Origin of the sequence: Rhodopseudomonas palustris HaA2, from assembly GCF_000013365.1 — a bacterium.
In the GTDB taxonomy this organism is placed as follows: domain Bacteria; phylum Pseudomonadota; class Alphaproteobacteria; order Rhizobiales; family Xanthobacteraceae; genus Rhodopseudomonas; species Rhodopseudomonas palustris_J.
Genome location: NC_007778.1, coordinates 2,841,584 through 2,865,525 on the forward strand (window position 1 = coordinate 2,841,584; position 23,942 = coordinate 2,865,525).

Below are 23,942 nucleotides of genomic sequence, written 5' to 3' on the forward strand. Positions count from 1 at the left end.
TTGGACAGATGCTTACGCTGCGGGATGGGACCCAATCGATCGTGCAACACAAGCTTCCTTACAGGCCAGTCCTGCTCACCCTGGTGCTGGCGACCCCGCTGCTCGCCGGCTGTGCTGGCGGCTCGGACCTGCTGTCACGCGATGCCGACTGGTTTGCGCGGCCGGGCCGGGTTTTCATCAAGAACATCTCGATCGAGACGCCGCCGCTGACACCCGACAAAGCGGTGACGGCGGAAGACCTGATCTCCGCCGACGGCATGTGTCCGGGCATGGCCCAGCCCGGCGCGGCCGACGCCAACGCCAACGCGCAGGGGGGCGACCCTGCCGCTTCGACGATGGCGCGTGGCGGCACGGTGGCGCTCGGCCACACCGAATGCGACGTCGCCCGCGGCGCCGGTGCGCCTGACGGCGTCAACCTCTCGACCAACGAGCGTGGCCAGCGCGTCGCACTGCTGACCTATTCGCGTGGTCCGCGCGCCGGAATCTATACCTTCACTGCAGGGCGGCTGACGTCGATCGAACGCGCACCGGAGCCGGCGCCGCAACCGCGAGCCGCGAAGAAGCGCAGTAGGTCGTAGCGGCGACGCTACCGCCACGGCCGTAAGCTTCGCGTCTCAGCCTTGCGCCTTGTCGTAGGCCGAGCTCGCGTCCAGCCATTGTTCCTCGGCCTTCTGCAGCGCAGCTTCGGCTTTCGCGCGCGCGCCGGAGAGCTGTGCGGCCTGTTTCGGATCGCGCGTGAACAGGTCCGGCAATGCAAGCGCTGCATCGATCTTGGCGATGATCGCGGTGATCCGCTCGATCTCGACTTCTGCGTCGGCGATCTGCTGCTTCAGCGGTACGCGCTTCTCCGACTTCTGACGTGGTTGCTTGGCGCCGGTTCCGTCCGCGGCTCGCTCCCTGGGCTCGCGCGAACCGCTGCGGGCGCCGCGTGACGACAACACGGCGCGGCGGTAGTCGTCGAGATCGCCGTCATAGGGCTTCACCTTGTGATCGGCGACCACCCACAATTGATCGGCGCAGGCGTCGATCAGGTAGCGATCGTGCGACACCATGATGACCGCGCCCGGAAAGTCGTTGATCGCCTCCGCCAGCGCCGCGCGGCTGTCGATGTCGAGATGGTTGGTCGGCTCGTCGAGAATGATCATGTTCGGGCCGTAGAAGGTCGCGAGGCCCAACAGCAACCGCGCTTTTTCGCCGCCCGACAGACTCTTCACCAGGGTGTCGGCGGCCTTGCCGGAAAACCCGATCTGGCCGGCGCGGGCGCGGATCTTGCTCTCGGGCGCGTCCGGCATTAGCTTGCGGATGTGGTCGTAGGGCGAGCCATCCTCGTTGAGCTCGTCGAGCTGGTGCTGGGCGAAGTAAGCGACCGACAGCTTGTCGGCTCGCGTCACCGTCCCTGAGAACGGCGTCAGCCGATCGGCCAGCAGCTTCACCAGCGTCGACTTGCCGTTGCCGTTGGCGCCGAGCAAAGCAATGCGGTCTTCGGTGTCGACGCGCAGCGTGACATGACGCAGCACCGGGTGTTTGGGGTCGTAGCCGATCGAGACGTTGTCGGCGGCGATGATCGGCGGCGACAGCGTCTTCTCCGGCGCGGGAAAGACGATGTCGGGCACGTCGTCGCTCACCAGCCGCGTCACCGGCTTCATCTTCTCCAGCATCTTGACGCGCGACTGCGCCTGACGCGCTTTCGAGGCCTTGGCCTTGAAGCGGTCGACGAATTCCTGCAGGTGCTTGCGCCGGGCTTCTTCCCGCTTGGCGTTCTTGGCGTCGAGCGCCTCCTTGTTGGCACGGAATTCCGCATAGGCCGAGTAGGTGCCGCGGAAATGCACCAGCCGGCCGCGATCGAGATGCAAGATCTCGTTCACCGAGGTGTCGAGCAAATCGCGGTCGTGGCTGATCACGATCACCGTGCGCGGATAGTTGGCGAGGTGATCCTCGAGCCACAGCGTGCCTTCGAGATCGAGATAGTTGGTCGGCTCGTCGAGCAGCAGCAGATCGGGCGCTGCGAACAGCGTCGCCGCAAGCGCCACCCGCATCCGCCAGCCGCCGGAGAATTCCGAACAGGAGCGCGCCTGGTCCGCCGCGGAAAAGCCGAGGCCGCTGAGAATGGCGGCGGCGCGCGCCGGGGCCGAATGCGCGTCGATGTCGACCAGCCGGGTCTGGATGTCGGCGATGCGATGCGGATCGTGCGCGGTCTCCGCCTCCGCGAGCAGGGCGTCGCGCTCCAAATCCGCCTTGAGCACCACTTCGAGCAGGGTCTCGGGCCCGTTGGGCGCTTCCTGCGCGAGGCTGCCGACGCGCCAGCGCGGCGGCATGGTGATGCGCCCGGTCTCGGTCGCGAGCTCGCCGCGGATGGCGTGAAACAGCGTCGACTTGCCGGCGCCGTTGCGGCCGATGAAGCCGACCCGGGCACCCGGCGCGATCTGCACCGTGCTCTGGTCGATCAGCAGCCGTCCCGCGATCCGGACCGATATGTCGGACAAAGTGAGCATGGCGCGTTTTGACCGGGACGGGCCTCAAAGGCAACCGGGATCAGGGCGATTGTGATCGGCCGCACGCGCGACAGGTGGGGAGGGCGGCGTTCGTCTGGTGGCGCGGCTTGCCGTGCCGCGGCGGCGCCGATATAAGCGCGCAACTCTCCCGCCCCAAGCGTTTCAAGGACATTTCCATGGCTGTTCAACGAACTTTCTCGATCCTCAAGCCCGATGCGACCGAGCGCAACATCACCGGCGCGATCAATGCCCTGATCGAGAAGGCCGGCCTGCGCATCGTGGCGCAGAAGCGGATTCACATGACCCGCGGCCAGGCCGAGACCTTCTATGCGGTCCACAAGGAACGCCCGTTCTTCGGCGAACTGGTCGACTTCATGACCTCGGGCCCGGTCGTCGTGCAGGTGCTCGAAGGCGAGGGGGCGATTGCGAAGTATCGCGACGTGATGGGCGCGACCGATCCGTCGAAGGCCGCGGACGGCACCATCCGCAAGCTGCATGCCAAATCGATCGGCGAAAACTCGGTGCACGGTTCGGATGCGCCGGAGACCGCTGCCATCGAGATCGCGCAGTTCTTCGCCGGCAACGAAATCGTCGGCTGAGCCCCGCACCACACCACGTCCGCGGACCGCTGATCGGGCGGCCGCGGTCGTGGCAATCGGGTCGGCCTTGCTGAGCGGGGGACCCGTCCTCGCTGTGCCGTCCCTGTTCCGGAGGGCGTCTCCGCACCTGGTCGGTGCGGGACGGAGCCTCAAGCCGTGCCCGCGATGACGCCGCCGTCGTGCCCATGGGAGCACGCGTCGGAACCCTTGGCGTGATCGTGGCCGTCATGCGTGATCTGCGTCCACGCATAGGCGTCACGCACGATGTGGTAGCAATCGCAGGCGCGGTTTTCGAGCCCTGGCCGATCGATCACGCGCACCGCACCGCGGGTCTTCTGCACGATGCCTTCGGTCTCGAACTGCAGCAGCGCATTGGTGATACTTGCGCGGCGGACGCCGAGGCTGGCGGCCAACAATTCATGAGTGATGTACAGCACGTCACTCTGGATGCGATCGTTGGCCAGCAGCAGCCATCGCGCCAGACGCTGATTGATCTCGTGGCGGGCGGCGCACAGCACGCTCTGAGTGTTCTGAGCGATCAGCGCGGGGACGTAGCGCAACAACTGCTCGCGGATCTGCGGCCGGCTGGCGATCACGCGCGCGAGATCCTCGGCCTCGATCCGCAGCGCGGTTCCCGGCATGGATACGATCGAGCGCTGTGACGCAACCGACGCTCCGAGGACCAAGGGAACTCCGACATATCCGAACACGCCGACCATTGCGGTCTCGACGTAGTCGGTGCGGCTTCCGGAAACGTGCGAAACGAGACCGTCTTCAATGAAGTGAATGCACTCGACCGGCCGGTTGGCCTCCTGCAGCACAGCGCGTCCCTTGAATTCGACCGGCCGCAGCATCGGCTTGAGGGCCTGAAAATCCTCGGGTGACAGCTGCGCAAGAACGCGGTTCTTCACCGTCGAAGGGCAATGGTTGTTGTTGATGTCGCTGGACACGATCAGGATGATCTCCTCGCACGCGGGGTGTTTGTCAGGTTGCGAAGGGAACCGGCCGTGGCCGATTCAGGGCAACACTAGTCAAGTGTGGTCCGCATGAACATCTTGCCGGGTGTTCAATATTGTCGCACGCGCCGAGATGTGAGCCGTGCAGAGCCGCGCGGGAGGGCGTTTCGATGTCGCCGCCTCGCCACCAAACGCGACCAGCAATCAGCTCGGAACCGTTGGAAGCGCGCCATTGGTGGCGCTGCCAGATCGCGCGGGGCGGCTGCCACAATGAAGAGCGGCCCGGCGCAACTATGCGGCGCTTATATCTGCGGCACTCGCAAGGCTTGCTAACCCGGAAAAATCATGTTGCAATTGACCCGCAATCGAATGTGGGCCGTTCGGCTTTATGTTTCGCGACTCGAAAATCAGGGCTTTGCAGTCGGGGCTTGAATATCACCTCGGATATCAAGTCTTGCAGCAGGCAGCGCTTACGGGATCGCCGTTTGTGGCGTGGCACGCGGATAGCGCGCCACGTCTTTTTTGTGTCTAGACAGGAGACAGGCGATGCAAAAGGGCACCGTCAAGTGGTTCAACCCGACCAAGGGTTATGGTTTCATCCGTCCTACCAGCGGCGACAAGGACGTCTTCGTCCATATCTCGGCGGTCGAGCGCGCCGGTCTCAGCACTCTGAATGAAAACCAGGCGATCGAATACGATCTGGTCGAAAATCGCGGCAAGACCTCGGCGGAGAACCTCAAGCTCACGTGAGCAGGTTCGATCGTCTCGATCAGTTCTCCGACGGTACGATCAGCGCCTGATCATGCGGGCCACTCGAGGTCGATCTGCACAGATCGCCCTCGAATCGCGTTTGGCCGGATGCCACCATCTGCAGGGCTCTCGGATAGATCCGGTGCTCGATCGCCAGGACGCGGTCGGCCAGCGTGTCGGCGGTGTCGTCGTCGTGCACCGGCACCGCGCCTTGAATCACGATCGGTCCGGCGTCGGTTTCCGCGATGACGAAATGCACGGTGGCGCCGGAAATCTTCACGCCGGCGCGCAGGGCCTGACCGTGCGGATCGAGGCCCGGGAAGGACGGCAGCAGCGACGGATGAATGTTGAGCATCCGGCCGTACCAATGATTGACGAAATCCGCCGTGAACAGCCGCATGAAGCCGCCGAGGCAGATCAGCTCGATGCCGCGTGCGTCAAGCGCCGCCTGCAACACGGCTTCGAAGCCGGCGCGATCCTTGCCGAACGGCTTGCTTTCGATCACCAGCGTTTCAATCCCGCTGCGTTGAGCGATCGCAAGGCCGCCGGCGCTCGCGGTGTTGGCGATCACGACCGCAATGTCGGCAGGGAAGCCGTCTTCGGCCGCGGCTTCGATCAGCGCGGCCATGTTCGACCCGCGCCCGGAAATCAGGATGGCGACACGACGCTTGCTCACGCGATCACCAGGACAGGTCGAGGTGACCGTCGTAGACGACGCGATGTTCGCCCTTCGCCGCGATCACTTCGCCGAGCAGATGCACGCTCTCGCCGCCCGCGGTCAGCGCCTCGGTGACGGCGTCGACGGCGTCCGCCTTGACGATCGCGATCATGCCGATGCCGCAATTGAAGGTGCGCAGCAGTTCGAGTTCGGCGATGTCGCCTTGTTCGGCCAGCCATTTGAACACCGGCAGCACCGGCAGCCGCGGCAGGTCGATGCCGACGCCGAGATGCTTCGGCAGCACCCGCGGGATGTTGTCGGTGAAACCGCCACCGGTGATATGCGCCAGCCCCTTGATCGCGCCGGTGGTGCGGATCGCCTGCAGACAGGATTTCACGTAGAGCCGGGTCGGCGTCAGCAGCGCTCCGCCGAGCGTCATCACCGGCGAGAACGGCGCCTTGGCGTCGTAGGGCAGGCCGGATTTTTCGACGATCTTGCGGACCAGCGAAAACCCGTTCGAATGCACCCCGGATGAGGCCAGCCCGATCACCGCGTCGCCGGCGGTGATGTCGGGGGAGGGCAGCAGCGTGCCGCGTTCCGCCGCGCCGACCGCGAAGCCGGCGAGATCATAGTCGCCGTCCTTGTAGAGGCCCGGCATTTCCGCGGTCTCGCCGCCGATCAGCGCACAGCCAGACTCGCGGCAGCCTTCGGCGACGCCTGCGACGATTTCGGCCACGGCCTCGGGATCGAGTTTGCCGCACGCGAAATAGTCGAGAAAGAACAGCGGCTCGGCGCCCTGGACGACCAGATCATTGACCGACATCGCGACCAGGTCGATACCGATCCCGGCGTGCACCCCGGCCTCGATCGCGACCTTGATCTTGGTTCCGACGCCGTCGGTCGCCGCCACCAGCACCGGGTCCTTGAAGCCCGCGGCCTTCAAGTCGAACAGTCCGCCGAAGCCGCCGATTTCGGAGTCCGCGCCGGCCCGGGCGGTGGCCCGGACCATCGGCTTGATCAGGTCGACGAGGCGATTGCCGGCGTCGATATCGACGCCGGAATCGGCATAGGTGAGGCCGTGCTTCCGCTCGGTCATGGCCGGCTCCCGCAAGAAAAAGGCGCTGCGCGGCAACGATTGCCGCCCGGCATCGAGCCGCCGCCGATGAACCCCCGTCGATCGCGCTAGACCTAAGTCCCGCTTGTCCGCGTCCGACCAATGGTTTTGGGGTGGTTACGTCGGATTCCGCCGGCGTGCAATGGCTCGCAAGGGGACCCAGCATGTACTATGTAGACAACCAGCCCCTCCCGCCGTCGAAAGTCGAATGGTTTCGCCGGATCTGGGCTGGAAGCCGGGAACGTCGCGTGAGCATTCCGAATATTATTACCCTGGGCCGGATTCTGCTGGTGCCGGTCATCGTCTGGGCCATTGCGTCGAATGAAATGGCAGTCGCGTTCGCGGTCTTCGTGATCGCCGGCGTCAGCGACGCGATCGACGGCTTTCTCGCCAAGCGTTTCAACATGAGCAGCGAGCTCGGTGCGTTGCTCGATCCGCTGGCCGACAAGGCGCTATTGGTGTCGATCTACGTGTCGCTCGGCATCTGGGGCGCGATCCCGCGCTGGCTGGTGATTCTGGTGGTGTCGCGCGACATCATGATCGTGGGAGCGGTGATCATTTCCTGGCTGTTCGGCAAGCCGGTGCCGATGAAACCGTTGATGGTCTCGAAACTGAATACGGTGGCGCAGGTCGGATTTGCCGCATTGGTGCTCGGTGCGCTCGGCTTCGGGTTCGAGCCGGCGCCCTATGACCTAGTCTTGATGATTCTGGTGACGCTCTTGACGTTGCTTTCGGTCTCCTTCTATCTCGTGGAGTGGACGCGGCATATGAGCACGATCGAGCCTGGCCACTGAAACGCGTCGGCCGGCCGCGCAGTGCGGGCCGGCATGGAGCGACCCCGTGGTAGTCCGCGTACAACCCCGTCAACTGGCCCTGGACCTGCCGCACGCCGAAAGCCTGTCGCGCGAGGACTTCCTCGAAGGCACGGCCAATTCCTCGGCGCTGAGGCTGATCGAAAGCTGGCCCGACTGGCCGAACCGCATCATGCTGCTGGTCGGACCGGAGGGCAGCGGCAAGAGTCATCTGGCATCGATCTGGGCCGAGCAGGCCGGCGCGCGATCGACCTCGGCTCAGGCGCTGACCGCGGCGAACGTCCCCGGCGAGCTCGCCACTGGCGCGCTGGTGGTGGAAGACCTGACGCCGGGCAGCTTCGACGAGCGCGCGCTGTTTCATCTGATCAATCTGGCACGTGAAGACGAGGCCTATGTTCTGATCACCGCGCGGCTGGCCCCTGCGGCATTTCCAGCCGACTTGCGCGATCTGCGGTCCCGGCTGAGGGCGGTGCCAGTGGTGACCCTGCTGCCGCCCGACGATGCATTGTTTCGGGCGCTGATCGTCAAATTCTGCGCCGACCGCCAGATGAGCATCGACGCCAATCTGGTCGGCTATCTCGCCAACAGAATCGACCGGTCTTTCGCTGCCGCGCGTCAGACGGTGGAGCGGCTGGACACCGAGGCGCTGCGTCTCGGCCGGCCAGTGACCCGAGCGCTGGCGGCGGACGTCCTGCGCAACGACTGAGCCCCTGCGGCATCCTTGCCGGCCGGCTCGGCTTGACGCGATCTTCGCTAAGTCCCTCAATGTCATGGAAACGTCTTGCGTGTGCAGCATTGTCTCGCCGCACCGCCACCTCCGGCACGACGACCCCGCATCGCACTGGACCGACCTCTCATGGACTCCGACCAAATCATTGTCATCGAAGAGAAAAATGGTGAAGCCGAGCCGGCGTCCGTGGTTGCCGCCGGGCCGGAACGCTTCATCAACCGCGAATTGTCGTGGCTGCATTTCAATCGGCGGGTGCTCGAGGAGGCGGTCAATCCCTCCCATCCGGTACTCGAGCGCGTCCGTTTTTTGTCGATTTCGGCCAACAACCTCGACGAATTCTTCATGGTGCGAGTCGCCGGCATCAAGGCGCAGGTCCGGGAAGGCATTACCGAGCGCAGCCCGGACGGGCTGACGCCGGCCGAGCAATTGGTGCTGATCAACGAGGCGGTCTCGCGCCTGGCGAGCGACCAGCAGGCGATCTGGCGTGACCTGCGCGGGATTCTGACCGAGGCCGGCATCGTGCTGCTCGACGGCCGCGACGCCACCAAGTCGCAGCGGGCGTGGATCGAGGATCATTTTCTCCACAACATTTTTCCGCTGCTGACCCCGCTGGCGATCGATCCGGCGCATCCGTTTCCCTTCATCCCGAGCCTCGGTTTCACCATCGGCCTGCAACTCGCGCGGGTGTCGGACGGCAAGTCGATGAACGCGCTGATCCGCATGCCGGGCAAAATCGACCGCTTCATTCGGCTGCCGCCGAACGGCAAGGACCAGTCCGTCCGGCTGATGACGCTGGAGCAGGCGACGTCGCTGTTCATCGGGAGGTTGTTTCCGGGATATGTCGTGAAGGGGCAGGGCTCCTTCCGGGTCATTCGCGACAGCGAACTCGAAATCGAGGAAGAGGCCGAAGATCTGGTCCGGCTGTTCGAGACCGCGCTGAAGCGGCGGCGGCGGGGGTCGGTGATCCGGCTCGAAGTCGATTCGACGATGCCGGAAGAATTGCGTGCCTTCGTGCAGCGCGCGCTGTCGACCGCCGACGACGAAGTGCTGCTCGTCGACGGCGTGCTGGCGATGAACGAACTGTCGCAACTGACACGGGTCGATCGCCCCGACCTCGAATTTCCACCGTACGTGCCGCGCCATCCGGAGCGTGTGCGCGACCATGGCGGCGACATCTTCGCGGCGATCCGCAAGAAGGATCTGATCGTCCATCATCCCTACGAGTCGTTCGACGTGGTGGTGCAGTTCCTGCAACAGGCGACCCGCGATCCGGATGTCGTTGCGATCAAGCAGACGCTGTACCGGACCTCGAACAACTCGCCGATCGTCCGGGCGTTGGCGGAAGCCGCGGAGGCCGGCAAGTCGGTCACGGCGCTGGTGGAACTGAAGGCGCGGTTCGATGAGGAGGCCAATATCCGCTGGGCGCGCGACCTCGAACGCGCTGGTGTCCAAGTGGTCTACGGCTTCCTGGAGCTCAAGACCCACGCCAAGCTGTCGCTGGTGGTGCGTCGCGAAGGCAATACCCTGACCACCTATGTCCATACCGGGACAGGGAACTATCACCCGGTCACCGCGCGAATCTATACCGACCTGTCGTATTTCACCTCCGATCCGATCATCGGCCGCGACGCGGCACGGGTCTTCAACTACATCACCGGCTATGCCGAGCCGAGCGACATCGAAAAAATGGCGGTGTCGCCGCTCACGCTGCGCAAGCGCATGCTCGAACACATCCGAGGCGAGACGGCTTTCGCGCGCCACGGCAAGCCGGCGGCGATCTGGCTGAAGATGAACTCGCTGGTCGATCCGGACATCATCGACGCGCTGTACGAGGCGTCGCGCGCCGGCGTCTCGGTCGAACTCGTGGTTCGCGGCATCTGCTGCCTGCGGCCCGGTGTGCCGGGCCTGTCCGAGAACATCCGTGTCAAATCGATCATCGGCCGGTTCCTGGAGCACGGCCGCGTCTATTGCTTTGGAAACGGCCACGGCCTGCCCAGCGCCAAAGCGGCGGTTTACATCTCGTCGGCCGATATGATGCCGCGCAACCTCGATCGGCGCGTGGAGATCCTTTGCCCGCTGCTCAACCCGACCGTGCATCAGCAGGTGCTGGAGCAGATCATGGTCGCGAACCTGAAGGATACCGAGCAGAGCTGGCAGTTGTTGCCGGATGGGTCATCGACGCGTATGAAGGCGGCGAAGGGTGAAGAACCCTTCAACGTGCACAACTACTTCATGACCAATCCGAGTCTGTCCGGCCGTGGAAAGTCGCTCAAAGAATCTTCGCCGCGACGACTCACGCGCCGTTCGGAGCGCCATCAGTCGCCTTGAGGATTTTGCACGGTGACGAAGCGGGCGCGCAGGCGCGAAACCAGCGTCGCAGTGATCGACATAGGCTCGAATTCCGTGCGTCTCGTGGTCTACGAGTCGCTCGCGCGCAGCCTGGTCACGGTTTTCAACGAAAAGGCGCTGTGCGGGCTCGGGCGTGAAGTGCAGAGCACGGGGCTGTTGGCGACCGATGCCGTCGACAAGGCGCTGACCGCGCTACGTCGGTTCCGCGCGTTGATTCGGGTGATGCGCGTCGGCCGAGTCTACGCCATTGCCACGGCAGCGTGCCGCGACGCCAGCAACGGTCCCGATTTCATCGCAGCCGCAGAGCGGATCTGCGGTGTCACGATCGAAATCCTGTCGGGGCCGCGCGAGGCCAAGCTGTCGGCACTCGGCGTCATCGCCGGGGTTCACAAGCCGAACGGCATCGTCGGCGATCTCGGCGGCGGATCGCTGGAACTGATCGATGTTCGCGGCAACCTGGTTCGCAAGGGCGTAACCTTGCCGCTCGGGAGTCTGGCGCTTCAGGATGCCTCGCAGAAATCCCTGAAGCGGGCCGAACGGATCGCGAAAGACGCTCTCGCGGGTGCCCTCCCGCTGAAGGCGGCGAGCGGGCGGACGTTCTACGCAGTCGGGGGGACCTGGCGCGCTTTGGCGCGGATTCACATCGCGCAGAGCGGCTACGCGCTCAAGGTGATGCATGGTTACGCGATCCCGGCCGCGGAAGCGCTGAGGTTCGCCAAGCGGCTGCGTGTGCTGGCCTCGACCAATCAACTGGCCGATCTCGACCTCGTCGCTGATGCGCGGCGGCCGCTGTTGGCTTACGCGGCGCTGGTGCTCGAATACGTCATCGAAGCCGCGAAGCCGAAGACCATCGTGTTCTCGACCTACGGTGTTCGTGAGGGACTGCTTTACGAGCAATTGCCTGCCGCGGAGCGCGCCAAGGACGGCCTGATCTGCTCCGCGCAGAACCTCAACCTGTTGTTGTCGCGCTCGGCGCGCCACGCCGAAGAACTCATCGAATGGACCGACCGGCTGTTCCGGGTCGCAAAGGTGCGCGAGACCGAAATCGATCGACGTCTCCGCCGTGCCGCCTGCCTGATGTCCGATGTCGGCTGGCGTGTGCATCCCGACCATCGCGGCGAGCAGACGCTGGCGTTGATCACCAACGGCAATTTCGGCGACGTGACCCATCAGGAGCGCGCCTTCATGGCGCTCTCGGTGTTCTATCGCTACGCGGGATTCAGCGAGCAGAACGAGCCGCCAGCTGCTGTGCGCGAGCTGGTGACGCAGGCGATGGACGAGCGCGCGCGCCTGCTCGGCGCCGCTTTCCGGGTCGCGCATCTGATCAGTGCGGCGCGGCCGGGCGTGTTGCCGGCGACGCATTTCCGGACCAGCGAACGCAAACTGATGCTGGTGTTCGAGCACAGGCTGGTCGACCTGGTCGCCGATCGAGTCGGCAGCCGCTTCAAGCAGCTCGGCCGTATGGTCGGGCGCTCGGGGACGATCGTCAGGCGATAGCGCTCAGCCGCGGTCGACGTGGATCACGCGGCCCTTCTCGATCGCGAGCGCGAGCTGGCCGTGCTTGAGCGCCAGCGCCGCTTCGCCGAACAATTCGCGTCGCCACCCCCGCAGCGCCCCGACTTCGGCCTTGTCGTCGCAGGCGATCTGCTCGAGATCGTCGACGGTGGCGATCACTTTGGCGGCGACGGCGTGGCGCTCGGACGTCATGCGCAGCAATACTTTGAGCAGTTCGACGATGGCGCCGCCGTTGGAATTATTCCGCGGCTTGTCGATCTTGGGCAGCGTCTGCGGATCTCGCGCCAGACCGCGCTGGACCGCGGCCACGATCTCGGAACCCCATTTCGAGCGGTCGAACCCCTTCGGCAGCGAGCGCAGATTGGCGAGCCGCTCGAGTGAGGTCGGCGCGTGGGTTGCGATGTCGCCGAGCGCGTCGTCCTTCAACACGCGCGAGCGCGGCACGTCGCGGGTTTGCGCTTCCTGCTCGCGCCAGGCCGCCACCTCCATCAGCACCGCGAGCTCTTTCGGCTTGCGCACGCGGGTCTTCAGCCGCTCCCAGGCACTTTCGGGATGGAAGTCGTAAGTTTTCGGCGAGGTCAGAACTTCCATCTCCTCGCTGACCCAATCGCTGCGGCCCCGCTGTTTCAGGTCCGCATCCAGTGCGGCGAAGACGTCGCGCAGATGGGTGACGTCGGAGACGGCATAGTGCAGCTGCTCGTCGGTCAGCGGGCGGCGCGACCAGTCGGTGAAGCGGTGAGTCTTGTCCGGACGGTGGCCGGTGATGCGCTCGACGAGCTGGTCGTAGGCGATGCTGTCGCCATAGCCGAGCACCATGGCCGCGACCTGGGTGTCGAAGATCGGGTGTGGGACGATGCCGGCGCGGTGCCAGACGATTTCGATGTCCTGGCGGGCGGCGTGGAAGACCTTGAGGACGTTCTCGTTGGCCATCAGGTCGAAGAACGGCTTCAGGTCGATCCCGGGTGCCAGCGTATCGACGACAACCGCCTCATCCCGGCTTGCCATCTGCACGACGCAGAGCAGAGGGTAGTAGGTGGTCTCGCGCAGAAACTCGGTATCGACCGTGATGACGGGGTGGCTGGCGAGGCGGGTGCAGGCGCTGGCGAGCTGCTCAGTGGTCGAAATCAGGTCCATCAAACTCTGTCACGTTCCGGAAATGGTGGCATAGGCAACAAGCGGCAAAGCGCCGTCTGCCCAGAAAGCCGTCGACTCCGGACCACTAGACACGCTCGCCGTGCGGCGATCAAGTTCCGCAGAAGGTTTCGAGAACCCTTTCATGGAGCTGCGGCGGCTCCGCATAGCGGGCGAATTTCGCTTGTTCCCGGAAGGGGTTGCTGAGCACCGCCAGGATTTCCTCAAACGGAGCGAAGTCGTCGTGGTCGACCGCGGCTCGAATGACCGCCTCGACGCGGTGATTGCGCGGGATATAGATCGGATTGACCTCCCGCATTTCGGTTTGTCGAGCGGTATTATTTTGCTCTTCGAGTGAAATCCGGCTTCGCCAACGTGGCGCCCACTCGTCGAAGGCGGTTGGATCGTCGAACAGCGCCCGTACCGCACCGAGGTCGACCGGGTCGATCGCGGCGTCGCTCAGCCTGCGGAAGGCGAGGGTGAAGTCGGCGCGGCCCTTCGCCATCGCGGCCAGAAAATCCTGCGCGAGCTGCGTATCCTCCGGTTGCGTCGTCGCCAAGCCGAGCTTGGCCGCCAGTCCTGCCAGATAGGCGGCATTGAAGCGGTCGGCGAAGCCGCCCAGCGCGCGCTGGGCGATCTCCACGCCCTTGTCGTCATCGTCGGACAGCAGGGGAACCAGGCACTCCGCGAGCCGGGTCAGGTTCCAAAGTGCGATCGGCGGCTGATTGCCGAAGGCGTAGCGGCCCATATGGTCGATCGACGAAAACACCGTCTTGGGGTCGAACGTGTCCATGTAGGCGCAGGGGCCGTAGTCGATGGTTTCGCCGGCGATCGAGGTATTGTCGGTGTTCATCACGCCGTGGATGAAGCCGATCATCATCCACCGTGCGATCAGGTCGGCCTGCCTGGCGATCACGCCCTCCAGCAACGCCAGGTAGGGCGAATCCGCCTCTGCCGCTTCCGGATAATGCCGGGCAATGACGTGGTCGGCCAGCGCCCGGACGGCGTCGCGGTCGCCGCGGGAGGCGAAGAACTGGAAGGTGCCGACCCGAATGTGGCTCGACGCAATCCGGGTCAGTACGGCGCCCGGCTGGATCGGATCGCGCAGAACCCGCTCCCCCGTCAGCACCGCGGCCAGCGAGCGGGTGGTCGGGACGCCGAGTGCAGCCATCGCCTCGCTGACGATGTATTCGCGGAGCACCGGCCCGAGTGCGGCGCGGCCATCGCCCATCCGCGAGAATGGCGTCCGGCCGGAGCCTTTGAGCTGGATGTCGCGGCGGACGCCGTCGCGGTCGATCACTTCACCGAGCAGGATGGCGCGGCCATCGCCGAGTTGGGGCACGAAATTTCCGAACTGGTGCCCGGCATAGGCCATCGCGATCGAGGCCGCGCCTTCCGGGACGCGGGTCCCGGCGAGGATCTCGGCGCCTTCGGGACTGTCGAGCCTGTCCGGATCGAGACCGAGCCGCTGCGCCAGAGGGCGGTTGAGCTTGATCAGCCGCGGGGCGGCGACCGGCGTTGGAGCCACCCGCGCGAAGAAGTTTTCCGGCAGTGCGGCATAGCTGTTGTCGAACGGGAAATGGACTGTCATCCGGCACCAGATAGGAACGGTTTGCCACTCTGACAATCAGCCCGAAAGCGGCCCGGATCAACAGCTTCTGCAAGCTTCCTGCACGCGTTTGCCAGCAGCGGTGGCGGCCGGGCCGCCTCGACCCGAAACCGCAGCCGGGAGGTGGCCGCATTTGGTTGCCGCGATGGGTCCGCTCGGGTAAACCCTGACGCTCTCCGCAAGGCTGCGGACGCTTCGATTCTGCTTTGAGACGGCTTTCCCCGGGATTTCCATGCACCGTTACCGAACCCATACTTGCGGCGCGCTCCGCGACAGCGACATCGACCAGACCGTCCGCGTGTCCGGCTGGTGCCATCGCATCCGCGACCATGGCGGCCTTCTGTTCATCGATCTGCGCGACCATTACGGGCTCACGCAATGCGTTGCCGATCCGGATTCGCCGGCGTTCAAGGATGCCGAGAAACTGCGCGCGGAATGGGTGGTGCGGATCGATGGCCGCGTCCGCCGTCGCCCCGAAGGCACCGACAATGACGATCTGCCGACCGGCAAGGTCGAGATCTTCATCACCGAGATCGAAGTGCTCGGCCCGGCCGGCGAATTGCCGCTGCCGGTGTTCGGCGAGCAGGACTATCCCGAAGATGTGCGCCTGCGGTACCGGTTTCTCGACCTGCGACGCGAGAAGCTGCATCAGAACATCATGACCCGCGGCGCGATCGTCGACGCGATGCGCAAGCGGATGAAGGAGCAGGGCTTCTTCGAATTCCAGACGCCGATCCTGACGGCGTCGTCGCCCGAAGGCGCGCGCGACTTCCTGGTGCCGAGCCGGATTCATCCGGGCAAGTTCTACGCGCTGCCGCAGGCGCCGCAGCAGTACAAGCAGCTCCTGATGATGTCCGGCTTCGATCGCTACTTCCAGATCGCGCCGTGTTTCCGCGATGAAGATCCGCGCGCTGACCGGCTGCCGGGCGAATTCTATCAGCTCGATGTCGAGATGAGCTTCGTCACCCAGGACGACGTTTTCGCCGCCATGGAGCCCGTGATTACCGGCGTGTTCGAGGATTTTGCCAAAGGCAAACCTGTGACAAAGTCGTGGCCGCGGATTCCTTATTTCGAAAGCCTACGGAAGTACGGCACCGACAAGCCGGACCTACGCAATCCGCTCGAGATGCAGGACGTCTCCGAGCATTTCCGCGGCTCCGGCTTCAAGGTGTTCGCGCGGATGCTCGAAGAGGAGCGCAACCAGGTCTGGGCGATCCCCGGTCCGGGCGGCGGCAGCCGCGCGTTCTGCGATCGCATGAACTCGTGGGCGCAGGGCGAGGGCCAACCCGGGCTCGGCTACATCATGTGGCGCGAAGGCAATGAGGGCGCGGGACCCTTGGCCAACAACATCGGTCCCGAGCGCACCGAGGCGATCCGCGTGGCGCTCGGCCTGAAGGCTGGCGACGCCGCGTTCTTCGTCGCCGGTGATCCGGCGAAGTTCGTGAAGTTCGCTGGCCTCGCGCGCACCAAGGTCGGCGAGGAGCTCAACCTGATCGACAAGGATCAGTTCGCGCTCGCCTGGGTGGTCGACTTCCCGATGTACGAGTACAACGAGGACGACAAGAAGGTCGACTTCTCGCACAACCCGTTCTCGATGCCGCAGGGTGGCATGGATGCGCTGACGTCGCAGGATCCGCTGACCATCAAGGCGTTCCAATACGACATCACCTGCAACGGCTACGAGATTGCGTCGGGCGGCATCCGCAACCATCGCCCCGAGGCGATGGTGAAGGCCTTCGAGATCGCCGGCTACGGCGAGCAGGAAGTGATCGACCGCTTCGGCGGCATGTATCGCGCCTTCCAATACGGCGCGCCGCCGCATGGCGGCATGGCGGCCGGCGTCGACCGCATCGTGATGCTGCTGTGCGGCACCAACAACCTGCGCGAGATCTCGCTCTTCCCGATGAACCAGCGCGCGGAGGACCTGCTGATGGGCGCGCCGTCTCAGGTGGCGCCGAAGCAGTTGCGTGAGTTGCACATCCGTCTCAATCTGCCGGAAAGCTGAACACGGCCGAGTCGACGATCCACATGCCGACGAAGCTGCCGGGAGAATTCATGGCGTCCAATTCCGAAGACCTGCAAGCTGCGGCGCTGGCCTATCACCGGCTGCCGCGGCCCGGCAAACTCGAAGTGCATGCGTCGAAGCCGCTGGCCAACCAGCGCGACCTCGCGCTCGCCTACACACCGGGCGTCGCCGCCGCCTGCAACGCGATCGCGGCCGATCCGGCCCAGGCCGCGTCGCTCACGGTGCGCGGCAATCTGGTCGCCGTGGTCACCAACGGCACCGCGGTGCTCGGTCTCGGCAATATCGGTCCGCTCGCCTCCAAGCCGGTGATGGAGGGCAAGGCGGTCCTGTTCAAGAAGTTCGCCGACATCAACGTGTTCGACATCGAGATCGCGGCCGACACGGTCGAGCGCGTGGTCGAGACGGTGGCGGCGCTGGAGCCGACCTTCGGCGGCATTAATCTCGAGGACATCAAGGGACCGGAGTGCTTCGAGATCGAGGCGCAGCTCAAGGAGCGCATGAAGATCCCGGTGTTTCACGACGATCAGCACGGCACTGCGATCATCGTCGGCGCGGCGGTCAAGAATGCGCTGCTGCTGAAGGGCAAGGAGCTCAGCGAGGTCAAGATCGTCACCGCCGGCGCCGGCGCCGCGGCGCTGGCCTGTCTCAATCTTCTCGTGTCGCTCGGCGCGCAGCGCAAGAACATCTGGGTCTGCGATCTCGAAGGCCTGGTGTACGAAGGCCGCACCGTGCTGATGGATCGCTGGAAGGCGGTCTACGCGCAGAAGACCGACAAGCGGAAGCTCGCCGACGTGATCGGCGGCGCCGACGTGTTTCTCGGCCTGTCTGGCCCGAAAGTGCTGACACCCGAGATGGTCATGCAGATGGCCGACAAGCCGCTGGTGATGGCGCTCGCCAATCCGACGCCGGAGATCATGCCGGACGAAGTCCGCCGCGTGCGGCCCGACGCGTTGATCTGCACCGGACGCTCCGACTTCCCGAACCAGGTCAACAACGTCCTGTGCTTTCCCTACATCTTCCGTGGCGCGCTCGATGTCGGCGCCACCGCGATCAACGAGGAGATGAAGATCGCCGCGGTCGATGCGATCGCCCAGCTCGCGCGCGATCCGCCGGCCGATCCGGTGGCGGGCAGCCTCGACACCGACGAAGTGCTGGGCTTCGGCGAAGGTTCGCTGATCCCCAGTCCATTCGATCCGCGGCTGATCCTGCGCATCGCGCCCGCGGTGGCGATGGCGGCGATGGATTCCGGCGTCGCGACCCGGCCGATCACCTCGTTCGACGATTACTACGCCCAGCTCGAGCGCTTCGCGTTCCGCTCCGGCCTGGTGATGAAGCCGCTGTTCGCCAAGGCCAAGGCGCAGCCGGTGCGGGTGATCTATGCCGAAGGCGAGGACGAGCGCGTGCTGCACGCCGTGCAGGTGATCCTCGAGGAAAAGCTGGCGCGGCCCATTCTGGTCGGGCGGCCCTCGGTGGTCGAGGCGCGGATCAAGCGGTCCGGCCTGTCGATCAAGCCCGGCGTGGATTTCGACCTGGTCAATCCGCAGGACGATCCGCGTTACCGCTCCTACGTGCAGTCCTATATCGACATTGCCGGTCGCGCCGGCGTGACGCCGGCGGCGGCCCGCACGGTGGTGCGCACCAATTCGACCGTGATCGCCGCGCTGGCGGTGGCGCGCGGCGAGGCGGACGCGATGATCTGCGGCCTCGACGGCCGTTACATGAATCATCTGCGTCATGTCCGCGACGTGATTGGTTCCTTGCCGGGCGTCTCGGACTACGCGGCGCTGGCGCTGCTGATCACCAGCAAGGGCGCGATCTTCATCGCCGATACCCAGGTGCGGCCCAATCCGACCGCCGAGGAACTGGCCGAGGTGGCCGCGCTCGCCGCGGTCCACGTCCAGCGCTTCAATATCAAGCCGCGGATCGCGTTCCTGTCGCATTCGGATTTCGGCAGCTATCCGACCGAATCGTCGATGAAGATGCGGCGCGCCACGGCGATCCTCGCCGAGCGCCATCCGGAGATCGAGGCCGACGGCGAGATGCAGGGCGACACCGCGCTGTCGCAGACCGCGCGCGAACTGATCCTGCCGCATTCCCGGCTCGAGGGCGGCGCCAACGTGCTGATCATGCCGAATCTCGATACCGCCAACGTCGCCTACCAGATGATCAAGGTGCTGGGCGACGCCTTGCCGGTGGGCCCGATCCTGATCGGACCGGCGCGGCCGGCGCACATCCTGACGCCCTCGGTGACGGCGCGCGGCATCCTCAATATGACAGCGGTGGCCGTCGTCGAGGCGCAGGAGCGGGCAGGGCGGAGTCAGCGCACGCTGTTCGGCTAAGTGGATCGGCCGGCGGGCCGGCGCGAACGGACCCCTCGATCCTGAATCGGCTTCGCCGTGGTGCGTAACATTTCGCGCGATCATTTGATCGTTTGAAAACCGTCAGTCGACCCCTCATAGTTGCGGCGCGTTTGCGCCGCTTTCGCCGTTGCCAGTGGGGTCGACAATGCATGCCTTCATCGCTCTCGGGCGCTTCCTGTTCTCGGTGCTGTTCATCTTCTCCGGAGCCAACAAGCTGCTCGACATCGCTGCGACCACCGCGATGACGCAGAAGATCGCCATCCCCGAAATGCTGGCGACCTACACTTCACAGCTCGAAAATCTCGCCGGAGGCATGCCGTTCGCACAGATGCTGGCGATCGCGGCCGGCGTCACCGAATTGGTCTGCGGTCTGATGATCGCGCTGAATTTCGGCGCGCGGTTCTTCTCGCTGGTCCTGAGCCTGTTCGTTGCAGTGACGATCTATTACTACCACGACTTCTGGAACCAGACCGGCGCCGATGCGCAGAACAACATGATCCACGCGCTGAAGAACCTGTCGCTGATCGGCGGCCTGTTGATCATCGCCGGGATCGGCCGGGGGCCGCGCGCCGAGACGGCCCATCACGACGTTTAGACGACGGCTCGCCGCCATGCTGTGACGCCGACGTCATGATCGGCGTCGAGCACGATCCGATCGACTGGCATAAGCCCATGGGCGGCGAGAAGCTGTTGCGGCGTCCGGGCAGGGACGCCGGGAAAGCACGGCTCGCCGCCGGGCAGCCGAACCCGCGGCGCTTCCGACAGCCAGAATGTGTGGTAGCGATCGAAGAACATCGCAAACACGTCCGGGCCGCCGATCACGGCGACCATGCCGGAGGAGACGCCGGCGTGCGCGCAGGCCTGTTCGAACGACGCGCCGGCGGGATTCCAGTGGACGGCGTTGGGATTGGATTGGTCCGGCGCCAGGCCTGCAACCTGTCGCGTCACCAGCAGCCGCTTGCGCCGCGGCGAGTTCGGCTGGTCCTCGAACGAGTTGCGGCCATGCACGATCAGCGCGGCGCGATCGAGCGCCTCCGAAAAGAAGCGCTGGTCGCCGGCGAATTTCAGCGTATCCGGCATCACGCCGGACGCGTCCGCGAGATGGCCATCGGCGGAGACGATCACGAATCCTTCGATCCGCATCGCCGGCGCGCCCGTCATCGGGCCTCCGGAATATAACGGCGCAAGCGGTATCCGATCACTCGGAGATGGTCTGCACGACGGAGCTCACCGGCCGGGTGCTGACGGTCGGCAGGGCGTTGCTCTTGGCCAGTTCCTCTTCGTATTTCGCCATCGTCACCACCGGCGCCTTGGCTTTCATCTGCACGACCTTGTAGCCGCCTTGCTTCAGCCGCCGCAGCAATTCGGGCAGCGCCTCGGCGGTGCTCTTCTGGAAGTCGTGCATCAGGATGATGCCCTTGCCGAGCTTGTCGACCTTCGTCATCACGGTGTCGACGACCTGCTGCGGCTTGCGTGCCTTGAAGTCGAACGAGTCCAGATCGCAGGAGAACATCGAGACGTTGCGGGTGCCGAGATAGGTGACCATTTCCGGCGGGTGTTGCAGCGCCGGGAAGCGGAAGAACGGCGACGGCGAACTGCCGAGCGCCCATTTCACGGCTGCGAAGCCCTTCTCGATCTCGTCCTTGCGCTGATCCTCGGTCAGCTTCTTGTTCGAGAGGTTGGCGTGCGACCAGGTGTGCGCGCCGATGGTGTGCCCGGCCGCGGCGACCTGCTTGAGGATCTCCGGGTAATAGGTGGCGTGCTTGCCGATCGGGAAGAAGATCGCCTTGGTGCAGTGATCGGCCAGCGCCTTCAACACCGCCGGGGTGTTGCTGGGCCAAGGACCGTCGTCGAAGGTGAGCACGACTTCCTTGTCGCGCAGGAAGTCGAGCTGCTTGAAGTGCTCGAATCCGAATCCCGGGCCGCCCGTGGTGTCGATCTCGACCACGCGACCGACGCCGATCGCGTCGGGATTGGCGCAGGCCTGTTTGGCGGGGGCAGGCGCCGGCGCGGCCTGCGGCGGTGCCGGCTGCGGCGTTGCACCCGTGGTCTTCGGCGCGGCCTGCGACCAGGCTCCTCCGATCGCAGCCAATGAAATCGCGCTCGCTACCAGGAGACCCGTTGCTATCCGCATGTCAGTGCCCTTCCGCCGTCATCTGCCGCCAGCGCACATGGCCGACACGGCAGAATCTCCGCATTTTGCCGTCAAGCTAGAGGCAGAAAACCGCTCCGGGCAATGGTTATTCGGCCCCCGCGTCGAGTTGCCCGCAGATTCGAACGCCTGGAGGCGCACGGCGGTCACAGCCTTGGCCGACCGATCGGGCGGACGCGCGGCCGCAGAAGGCGAAGGACGAAGCTACCGCAGGCTGATGATGAAATCGGTCCCCCGGCCGGTTTCGCCGCTCGCAGTGATGCCCTGATCGGAGACGATGAACGATGTTCCGGTGGTGATCGCGTCGGCGATCCGCGCCATGGCTTCGGCGGGAATTGTCAGGCGATCGAGCGCTGCGGCGGGGCCTTCTGTTTCCACCGATGCTTTCACAGGTGTCGGCAAGGTCTTCTTGGATCGGCGGGAATTGCCCGCATCATTGACCCGTTGCGGTGCCGGCAGCGACACCACCGTCCAGCGAACGCCGTCATCCTTCGCCAGCTCGGCGGTAAACACATGCGTCCCCAGCGGCCGCTCGCCTGCCGCGATCACCACCGGAACGTCGAACAACGGTGTCATGTTCTGACGGACGTAGAGCTTCTGGTCCTTGGCGCTGACGAACATCGCAATCTGGCCGCCGCCGCGCTTGGCTGCCGGCAATTCTGCCGCCGGCGGCGCAGCCGGATCGCCCGGGCGCGACTGATCCTTGCCCGGGGCGCTGCTCTGGCTGGCGGCATCCGGCTTGCCGTCGAGCTTGTCCGCGGACTCAACGGATGGCGCCTTCTCATTGGAAGAAGGCGCTTTTTCGGTCGCTTGGGGAGGGGATCCGGGAGCGATGACGACGGTGGCGGTGGTCGCGGGATCGAGGTCGTCCGGCCGGGCTTCGGTCGCTTCGGCGATGTCCTTGGCAACGGCGGCGGTGGGCTCGGCGGCCTCGTCCTTGGCGATCGAGTCGACTGTCGCTTCGGCGTGGGCGTCGGCCGGGCTCGTCGCGGGGGCTGGCTCTGCCGAGGCGTTTTCTCGCGCCGGCGAGTCGGACAGCACGAGCGCGGCGCCAGGGTCCGCCGCGCTGGCGTCGGCGGTCTGGACCGGCGGGCGGGGGGCGTCGCCCAGGATGCCGGCACGCAGTTCCGGATGCAGTCCGGCGGCGGGGGCGGCGGCCGGTTCGGCCGTCGCGGCCTTGTCGGATTTCGGCGCCGTGCCCGGCTTCTGCGGATCGGAGGCCATCGGCGCGTCCGCCGGCGCGGGCCGTTTGGCTGTCAGCAATGGGTGGGTGAAGTGGGTCGGCGTGATGTCGCCGGGCGTGACGATCACGCGGGCCCCCATCCGGGTCCAGCCCCACATCTTCGTCGCAAACGATGTCGGCATCCGGATGCAGCCATGCGAAGCCGGGTAGCCCGGCACCACGCCGGCATGGAGCGCGATGCCCGACCATGTCAGGCGCTGCATGTAGGGCATCGGCGCGCCGCTGTAGATGTTGGAGCGGTGCCATTTGTTTTTCTGGATGACGCTGAACACGCCCATCGGCGTGGCGTGGCCGCGCATCCCGGTGGAGATCGGCGCCTCGGCGAAGAAGCCGTTGGCGTCGTAGACGCGCATCTTTTGCTGCTCGATCGACACCGCGATCACCAGCGGCCCCTGCGGCTTGGCGGTCGGCTTCTCGATCAGCTTCTGCTGCCGCGTATCGAGATGCGGCTGCTTCCGTTGATACCGCTTGGGCGCCGGCTGCGCCGGGATGTAGACCGCGTCGTCGTTCTCGGGCCACCACCAGTTCGCGGCATGAGCCTCGGAGGACAGTGCGAAGACGCCCGCCGCCGTCAGAATCCCGGCGCGCCATGCGGCTTTGAAAATCGGTCCGGTTCGCGGAGCGCTTGCGCGCGGCATCGTCGGTTGTTCCAGGCGCACGCGGTGGTCCTCGAATCTTTTGATTGATCTCAGATGAGTGTCGCAACCGCGAAACTCGTTCACCCGCATTGGAGCGGAATCTCCGCACAATCGATTCAAAGCCTAACAAAAAAGCTTCACAGGAGGTTAAACGAGAGTCGTAGGGCGCCAGCATCTTTCACAACTGTGTCTCGCCCCCCACATGGCTGGCAGCCTGCTTACGGAGATTCCGATGAGACTTCGCCACTCCACGTCGTTCCTGACCCGTCTGACCTGCGCGGCCCTGGCCGCGCTGGCCGTGACCATTTCGGCCACCGCGCCGGTCAGCGCCGCGCAAGATCCCGATCTGATCTTCCGCCGCTCGACGGTGTTCAAGCTGCTCAGCCCCAACGACAAGCTGGCGACCTACGGCATCGACGACCCGGAGATCCAGGGCGTCGCCTGTCACTTCACCGTGCCGGAGCGCGGCGGTTTCAAGGGCTGGCTCGGCCTCGCCGACGAAGTTTCCGACATCTCGCTGGCGTGTAGGCAAATCGGCCCGATCCGATTCAAGGAGAAGCTCGACCAGGGCGACGACATGTTCAGCCGGCGGCGCTCAATGTTCTTCAAGAAGATGCAGATCGTTCGCGGCTGCGACACCAAGCGCAACGTGCTGGTGTACATGGTCTACTCGGACCGGCTGATCGAGGGCTCGCCGAAGAACTCGACCTCGTCGGTGCCGATCATGCCGTGGGGCGCCGCGGATCCCGACGTTCAGAAGTGCGGCGACTTCTTCAAGTAATCGGTTGGTTCTTCAAGTCATCGCAGT

20 protein-coding genes are annotated in these 23,942 nt (G+C 65.2%); 11 read left to right on the forward strand and 9 right to left on the reverse strand.

Annotated features, from left to right (window positions below; all coding sequences use genetic code 11):
* Positions 1–41: 41 nt before the first annotated feature.
* Positions 42–578: a hypothetical protein gene (locus RPB_RS12500; protein WP_011441373.1), complete on the forward strand. Its 537-nt coding sequence runs from the start codon at positions 42–44 to the stop codon at positions 576–578.
* A 36-nt stretch (positions 579–614) separates the two neighbouring features.
* Here RPB_RS12500 and RPB_RS12505 read toward each other — a convergent pair whose 3' ends face one another.
* Entirely contained in the window at positions 615–2,492 is a 1,878-nt protein-coding gene (locus RPB_RS12505) for an ABC-F family ATP-binding cassette domain-containing protein (protein WP_011441374.1), read from the reverse strand.
* A gap of 176 nt (positions 2,493–2,668) precedes the next feature.
* On the opposite strand from RPB_RS12505, the gene ndk reads away from it, so the two are divergent.
* Positions 2,669–3,091, forward strand: coding sequence for a nucleoside-diphosphate kinase (gene ndk / locus RPB_RS12510; RefSeq protein WP_011441375.1), 423 nt, complete (start codon positions 2,669–2,671; stop codon positions 3,089–3,091).
* A gap of 149 nt (positions 3,092–3,240) precedes the next feature.
* On the opposite strand, the gene RPB_RS12515 is transcribed toward ndk, so the two are convergent.
* On the reverse strand, positions 3,241–4,041 hold the full coding sequence (locus RPB_RS12515; RefSeq protein ID WP_011441376.1) for a Crp/Fnr family transcriptional regulator: 801 nt from the start codon (positions 4,039–4,041) through the stop codon (positions 3,241–3,243).
* Between the two features lie 552 nt (positions 4,042–4,593).
* Here RPB_RS12515 and RPB_RS12520 point away from each other — a divergent pair.
* The gene (locus RPB_RS12520) at positions 4,594–4,797 is read left to right on the forward strand and encodes a cold-shock protein (protein ID WP_011441377.1); all 204 of its coding nucleotides are present in this window, start codon (positions 4,594–4,596) and stop codon (positions 4,795–4,797) included.
* Positions 4,798–4,816: 19 nt separating this feature from the next.
* Here the strand turns inward: RPB_RS12520 and purN are convergent, their stop codons facing one another.
* A complete protein-coding gene (gene purN, locus RPB_RS12525) occupies positions 4,817–5,473 on the reverse strand; it encodes a phosphoribosylglycinamide formyltransferase (RefSeq protein WP_011441378.1) in 657 nt (218 codons plus the stop codon).
* Positions 5,474–5,477: 4 nt separating this feature from the next.
* Complete coding sequence (gene purM, locus RPB_RS12530) at positions 5,478–6,551, reverse strand: phosphoribosylformylglycinamidine cyclo-ligase (RefSeq protein ID WP_011441379.1); 1,074 nt, start codon at positions 6,549–6,551, stop codon at positions 5,478–5,480.
* 266 nt (positions 6,552–6,817) lie between these two features.
* On the opposite strand from purM, the gene RPB_RS12535 reads away from it, so the two are divergent.
* The 4 genes from RPB_RS12535 to ppx all read left to right on the forward strand — a co-directional run bounded on the left by RPB_RS12535 (position 6,818) and on the right by ppx (position 11,957).
* Positions 6,818–7,363: a CDP-alcohol phosphatidyltransferase family protein gene (locus RPB_RS12535; protein WP_041798228.1), complete on the forward strand. Its 546-nt coding sequence runs from the start codon at positions 6,818–6,820 to the stop codon at positions 7,361–7,363.
* Between the two features lie 46 nt (positions 7,364–7,409).
* Positions 7,410–8,087: a DnaA ATPase domain-containing protein gene (locus RPB_RS12540; protein ID WP_011441381.1), complete on the forward strand. Its 678-nt coding sequence runs from the start codon at positions 7,410–7,412 to the stop codon at positions 8,085–8,087.
* Positions 8,088–8,237: 150 nt separating this feature from the next.
* The gene (locus RPB_RS12545) at positions 8,238–10,439 is read left to right on the forward strand and encodes an RNA degradosome polyphosphate kinase (RefSeq protein WP_011441382.1); all 2,202 of its coding nucleotides are present in this window, start codon (positions 8,238–8,240) and stop codon (positions 10,437–10,439) included.
* A gap of 12 nt (positions 10,440–10,451) precedes the next feature.
* Entirely contained in the window at positions 10,452–11,957 is a 1,506-nt protein-coding gene (gene ppx / locus RPB_RS12550; protein WP_011441383.1) for an exopolyphosphatase, read from the forward strand.
* Positions 11,958–11,960: 3 nt separating this feature from the next.
* Here the strand turns inward: ppx and rnd are convergent, their stop codons facing one another.
* Together rnd and RPB_RS12560 are read right to left on the reverse strand one after the other, a co-directional pair.
* Positions 11,961–13,109 (reverse strand): ribonuclease D, encoded by a 1,149-nt coding sequence (gene rnd, locus RPB_RS12555; RefSeq protein WP_011441384.1) that lies wholly within the window; start codon positions 13,107–13,109, stop codon positions 11,961–11,963.
* Positions 13,110–13,218: 109 nt separating this feature from the next.
* Positions 13,219–14,697, reverse strand: coding sequence for a protein adenylyltransferase SelO (locus tag RPB_RS12560; protein ID WP_011441385.1), 1,479 nt, complete (start codon positions 14,695–14,697; stop codon positions 13,219–13,221).
* A 250-nt stretch (positions 14,698–14,947) separates the two neighbouring features.
* Between RPB_RS12560 and aspS the strand changes: the two genes are divergently transcribed.
* The 3 genes from aspS to RPB_RS12575 all read left to right on the forward strand — a co-directional run bounded on the left by aspS (position 14,948) and on the right by RPB_RS12575 (position 19,696).
* Positions 14,948–16,720, forward strand: coding sequence for an aspartate--tRNA ligase (gene aspS, locus RPB_RS12565; RefSeq protein ID WP_011441386.1), 1,773 nt, complete (start codon positions 14,948–14,950; stop codon positions 16,718–16,720).
* Positions 16,721–16,770: 50 nt separating this feature from the next.
* Positions 16,771–19,080 (forward strand): NADP-dependent malic enzyme, encoded by a 2,310-nt coding sequence (locus RPB_RS12570; protein WP_011441387.1) that lies wholly within the window; start codon positions 16,771–16,773, stop codon positions 19,078–19,080.
* Positions 19,081–19,246: 166 nt separating this feature from the next.
* Positions 19,247–19,696 (forward strand): DoxX family protein, encoded by a 450-nt coding sequence (locus RPB_RS12575; RefSeq protein WP_011441388.1) that lies wholly within the window; start codon positions 19,247–19,249, stop codon positions 19,694–19,696.
* Here the strand turns inward: RPB_RS12575 and RPB_RS12580 are convergent.
* From RPB_RS12580 to RPB_RS12590, 3 genes are all read right to left on the reverse strand, one after another.
* The gene (locus tag RPB_RS12580) at positions 19,693–20,262 is read right to left on the reverse strand and encodes a dihydrofolate reductase (RefSeq protein ID WP_011441389.1); all 570 of its coding nucleotides are present in this window, start codon (positions 20,260–20,262) and stop codon (positions 19,693–19,695) included. The genes RPB_RS12575 and RPB_RS12580 overlap by 4 nt on opposite strands.
* Positions 20,263–20,299: 37 nt before the next feature.
* Complete coding sequence (locus tag RPB_RS12585) at positions 20,300–21,235, reverse strand: polysaccharide deacetylase family protein (protein ID WP_011441390.1); 936 nt, start codon at positions 21,233–21,235, stop codon at positions 20,300–20,302.
* A gap of 222 nt (positions 21,236–21,457) precedes the next feature.
* Entirely contained in the window at positions 21,458–23,134 is a 1,677-nt protein-coding gene (locus RPB_RS12590; RefSeq protein WP_157038820.1) for a L,D-transpeptidase, read from the reverse strand.
* A gap of 232 nt (positions 23,135–23,366) precedes the next feature.
* Here RPB_RS12590 and RPB_RS12595 point away from each other — a divergent pair, with 232 nt between their 5' ends.
* Positions 23,367–23,915 carry a CreA family protein gene (locus RPB_RS12595; protein WP_011441392.1) on the forward strand — a complete coding sequence of 183 codons (549 nt, stop codon included), beginning with the start codon at positions 23,367–23,369 and terminating at the stop codon, positions 23,913–23,915.
* The last annotated feature ends 27 nt before the right edge of the window (positions 23,916–23,942 follow it).

Excerpts from the sequence above, each read along its gene's own strand:
- RPB_RS12505 (WP_011441374.1), bottom strand. The coding sequence starts at position 2,492 with ATGCTCACTTTGTCCGACATATCGGTCCGGATCGCGGGACGGCTGCTG.
- purM (WP_011441379.1), bottom strand. The coding sequence starts at position 6,551 with ATGACCGAGCGGAAGCACGGCCTCACCTATGCCGATTCCGGCGTCGAT.
- RPB_RS12580 (WP_011441389.1), bottom strand. The coding sequence starts at position 20,262 with ATGACGGGCGCGCCGGCGATGCGGATCGAAGGATTCGTGATCGTCTCC.
- RPB_RS12570 (WP_011441387.1), top strand. The coding sequence starts at position 16,771 with ATGGCGTCCAATTCCGAAGACCTGCAAGCTGCGGCGCTGGCCTATCAC.
- RPB_RS12545 (WP_011441382.1), top strand. The coding sequence starts at position 8,238 with ATGGACTCCGACCAAATCATTGTCATCGAAGAGAAAAATGGTGAAGCC.
- rnd (WP_011441384.1), bottom strand. The coding sequence starts at position 13,109 with ATGGACCTGATTTCGACCACTGAGCAGCTCGCCAGCGCCTGCACCCGC.
- ndk (WP_011441375.1), top strand. The coding sequence starts at position 2,669 with ATGGCTGTTCAACGAACTTTCTCGATCCTCAAGCCCGATGCGACCGAG.
- RPB_RS12595 (WP_011441392.1), top strand. The coding sequence starts at position 23,367 with ATGAGACTTCGCCACTCCACGTCGTTCCTGACCCGTCTGACCTGCGCG.
- RPB_RS12560 (WP_011441385.1), bottom strand. The coding sequence starts at position 14,697 with ATGACAGTCCATTTCCCGTTCGACAACAGCTATGCCGCACTGCCGGAA.
- RPB_RS12575 (WP_011441388.1), top strand. The coding sequence starts at position 19,247 with ATGCATGCCTTCATCGCTCTCGGGCGCTTCCTGTTCTCGGTGCTGTTC.
- RPB_RS12585 (WP_011441390.1), bottom strand. The coding sequence starts at position 21,235 with ATGCGGATAGCAACGGGTCTCCTGGTAGCGAGCGCGATTTCATTGGCT.
- RPB_RS12590 (WP_157038820.1), bottom strand. The coding sequence starts at position 23,134 with ATGCCGCGCGCAAGCGCTCCGCGAACCGGACCGATTTTCAAAGCCGCA.
- RPB_RS12520 (WP_011441377.1), top strand. The coding sequence starts at position 4,594 with ATGCAAAAGGGCACCGTCAAGTGGTTCAACCCGACCAAGGGTTATGGT.
- aspS (WP_011441386.1), top strand. The coding sequence starts at position 14,948 with ATGCACCGTTACCGAACCCATACTTGCGGCGCGCTCCGCGACAGCGAC.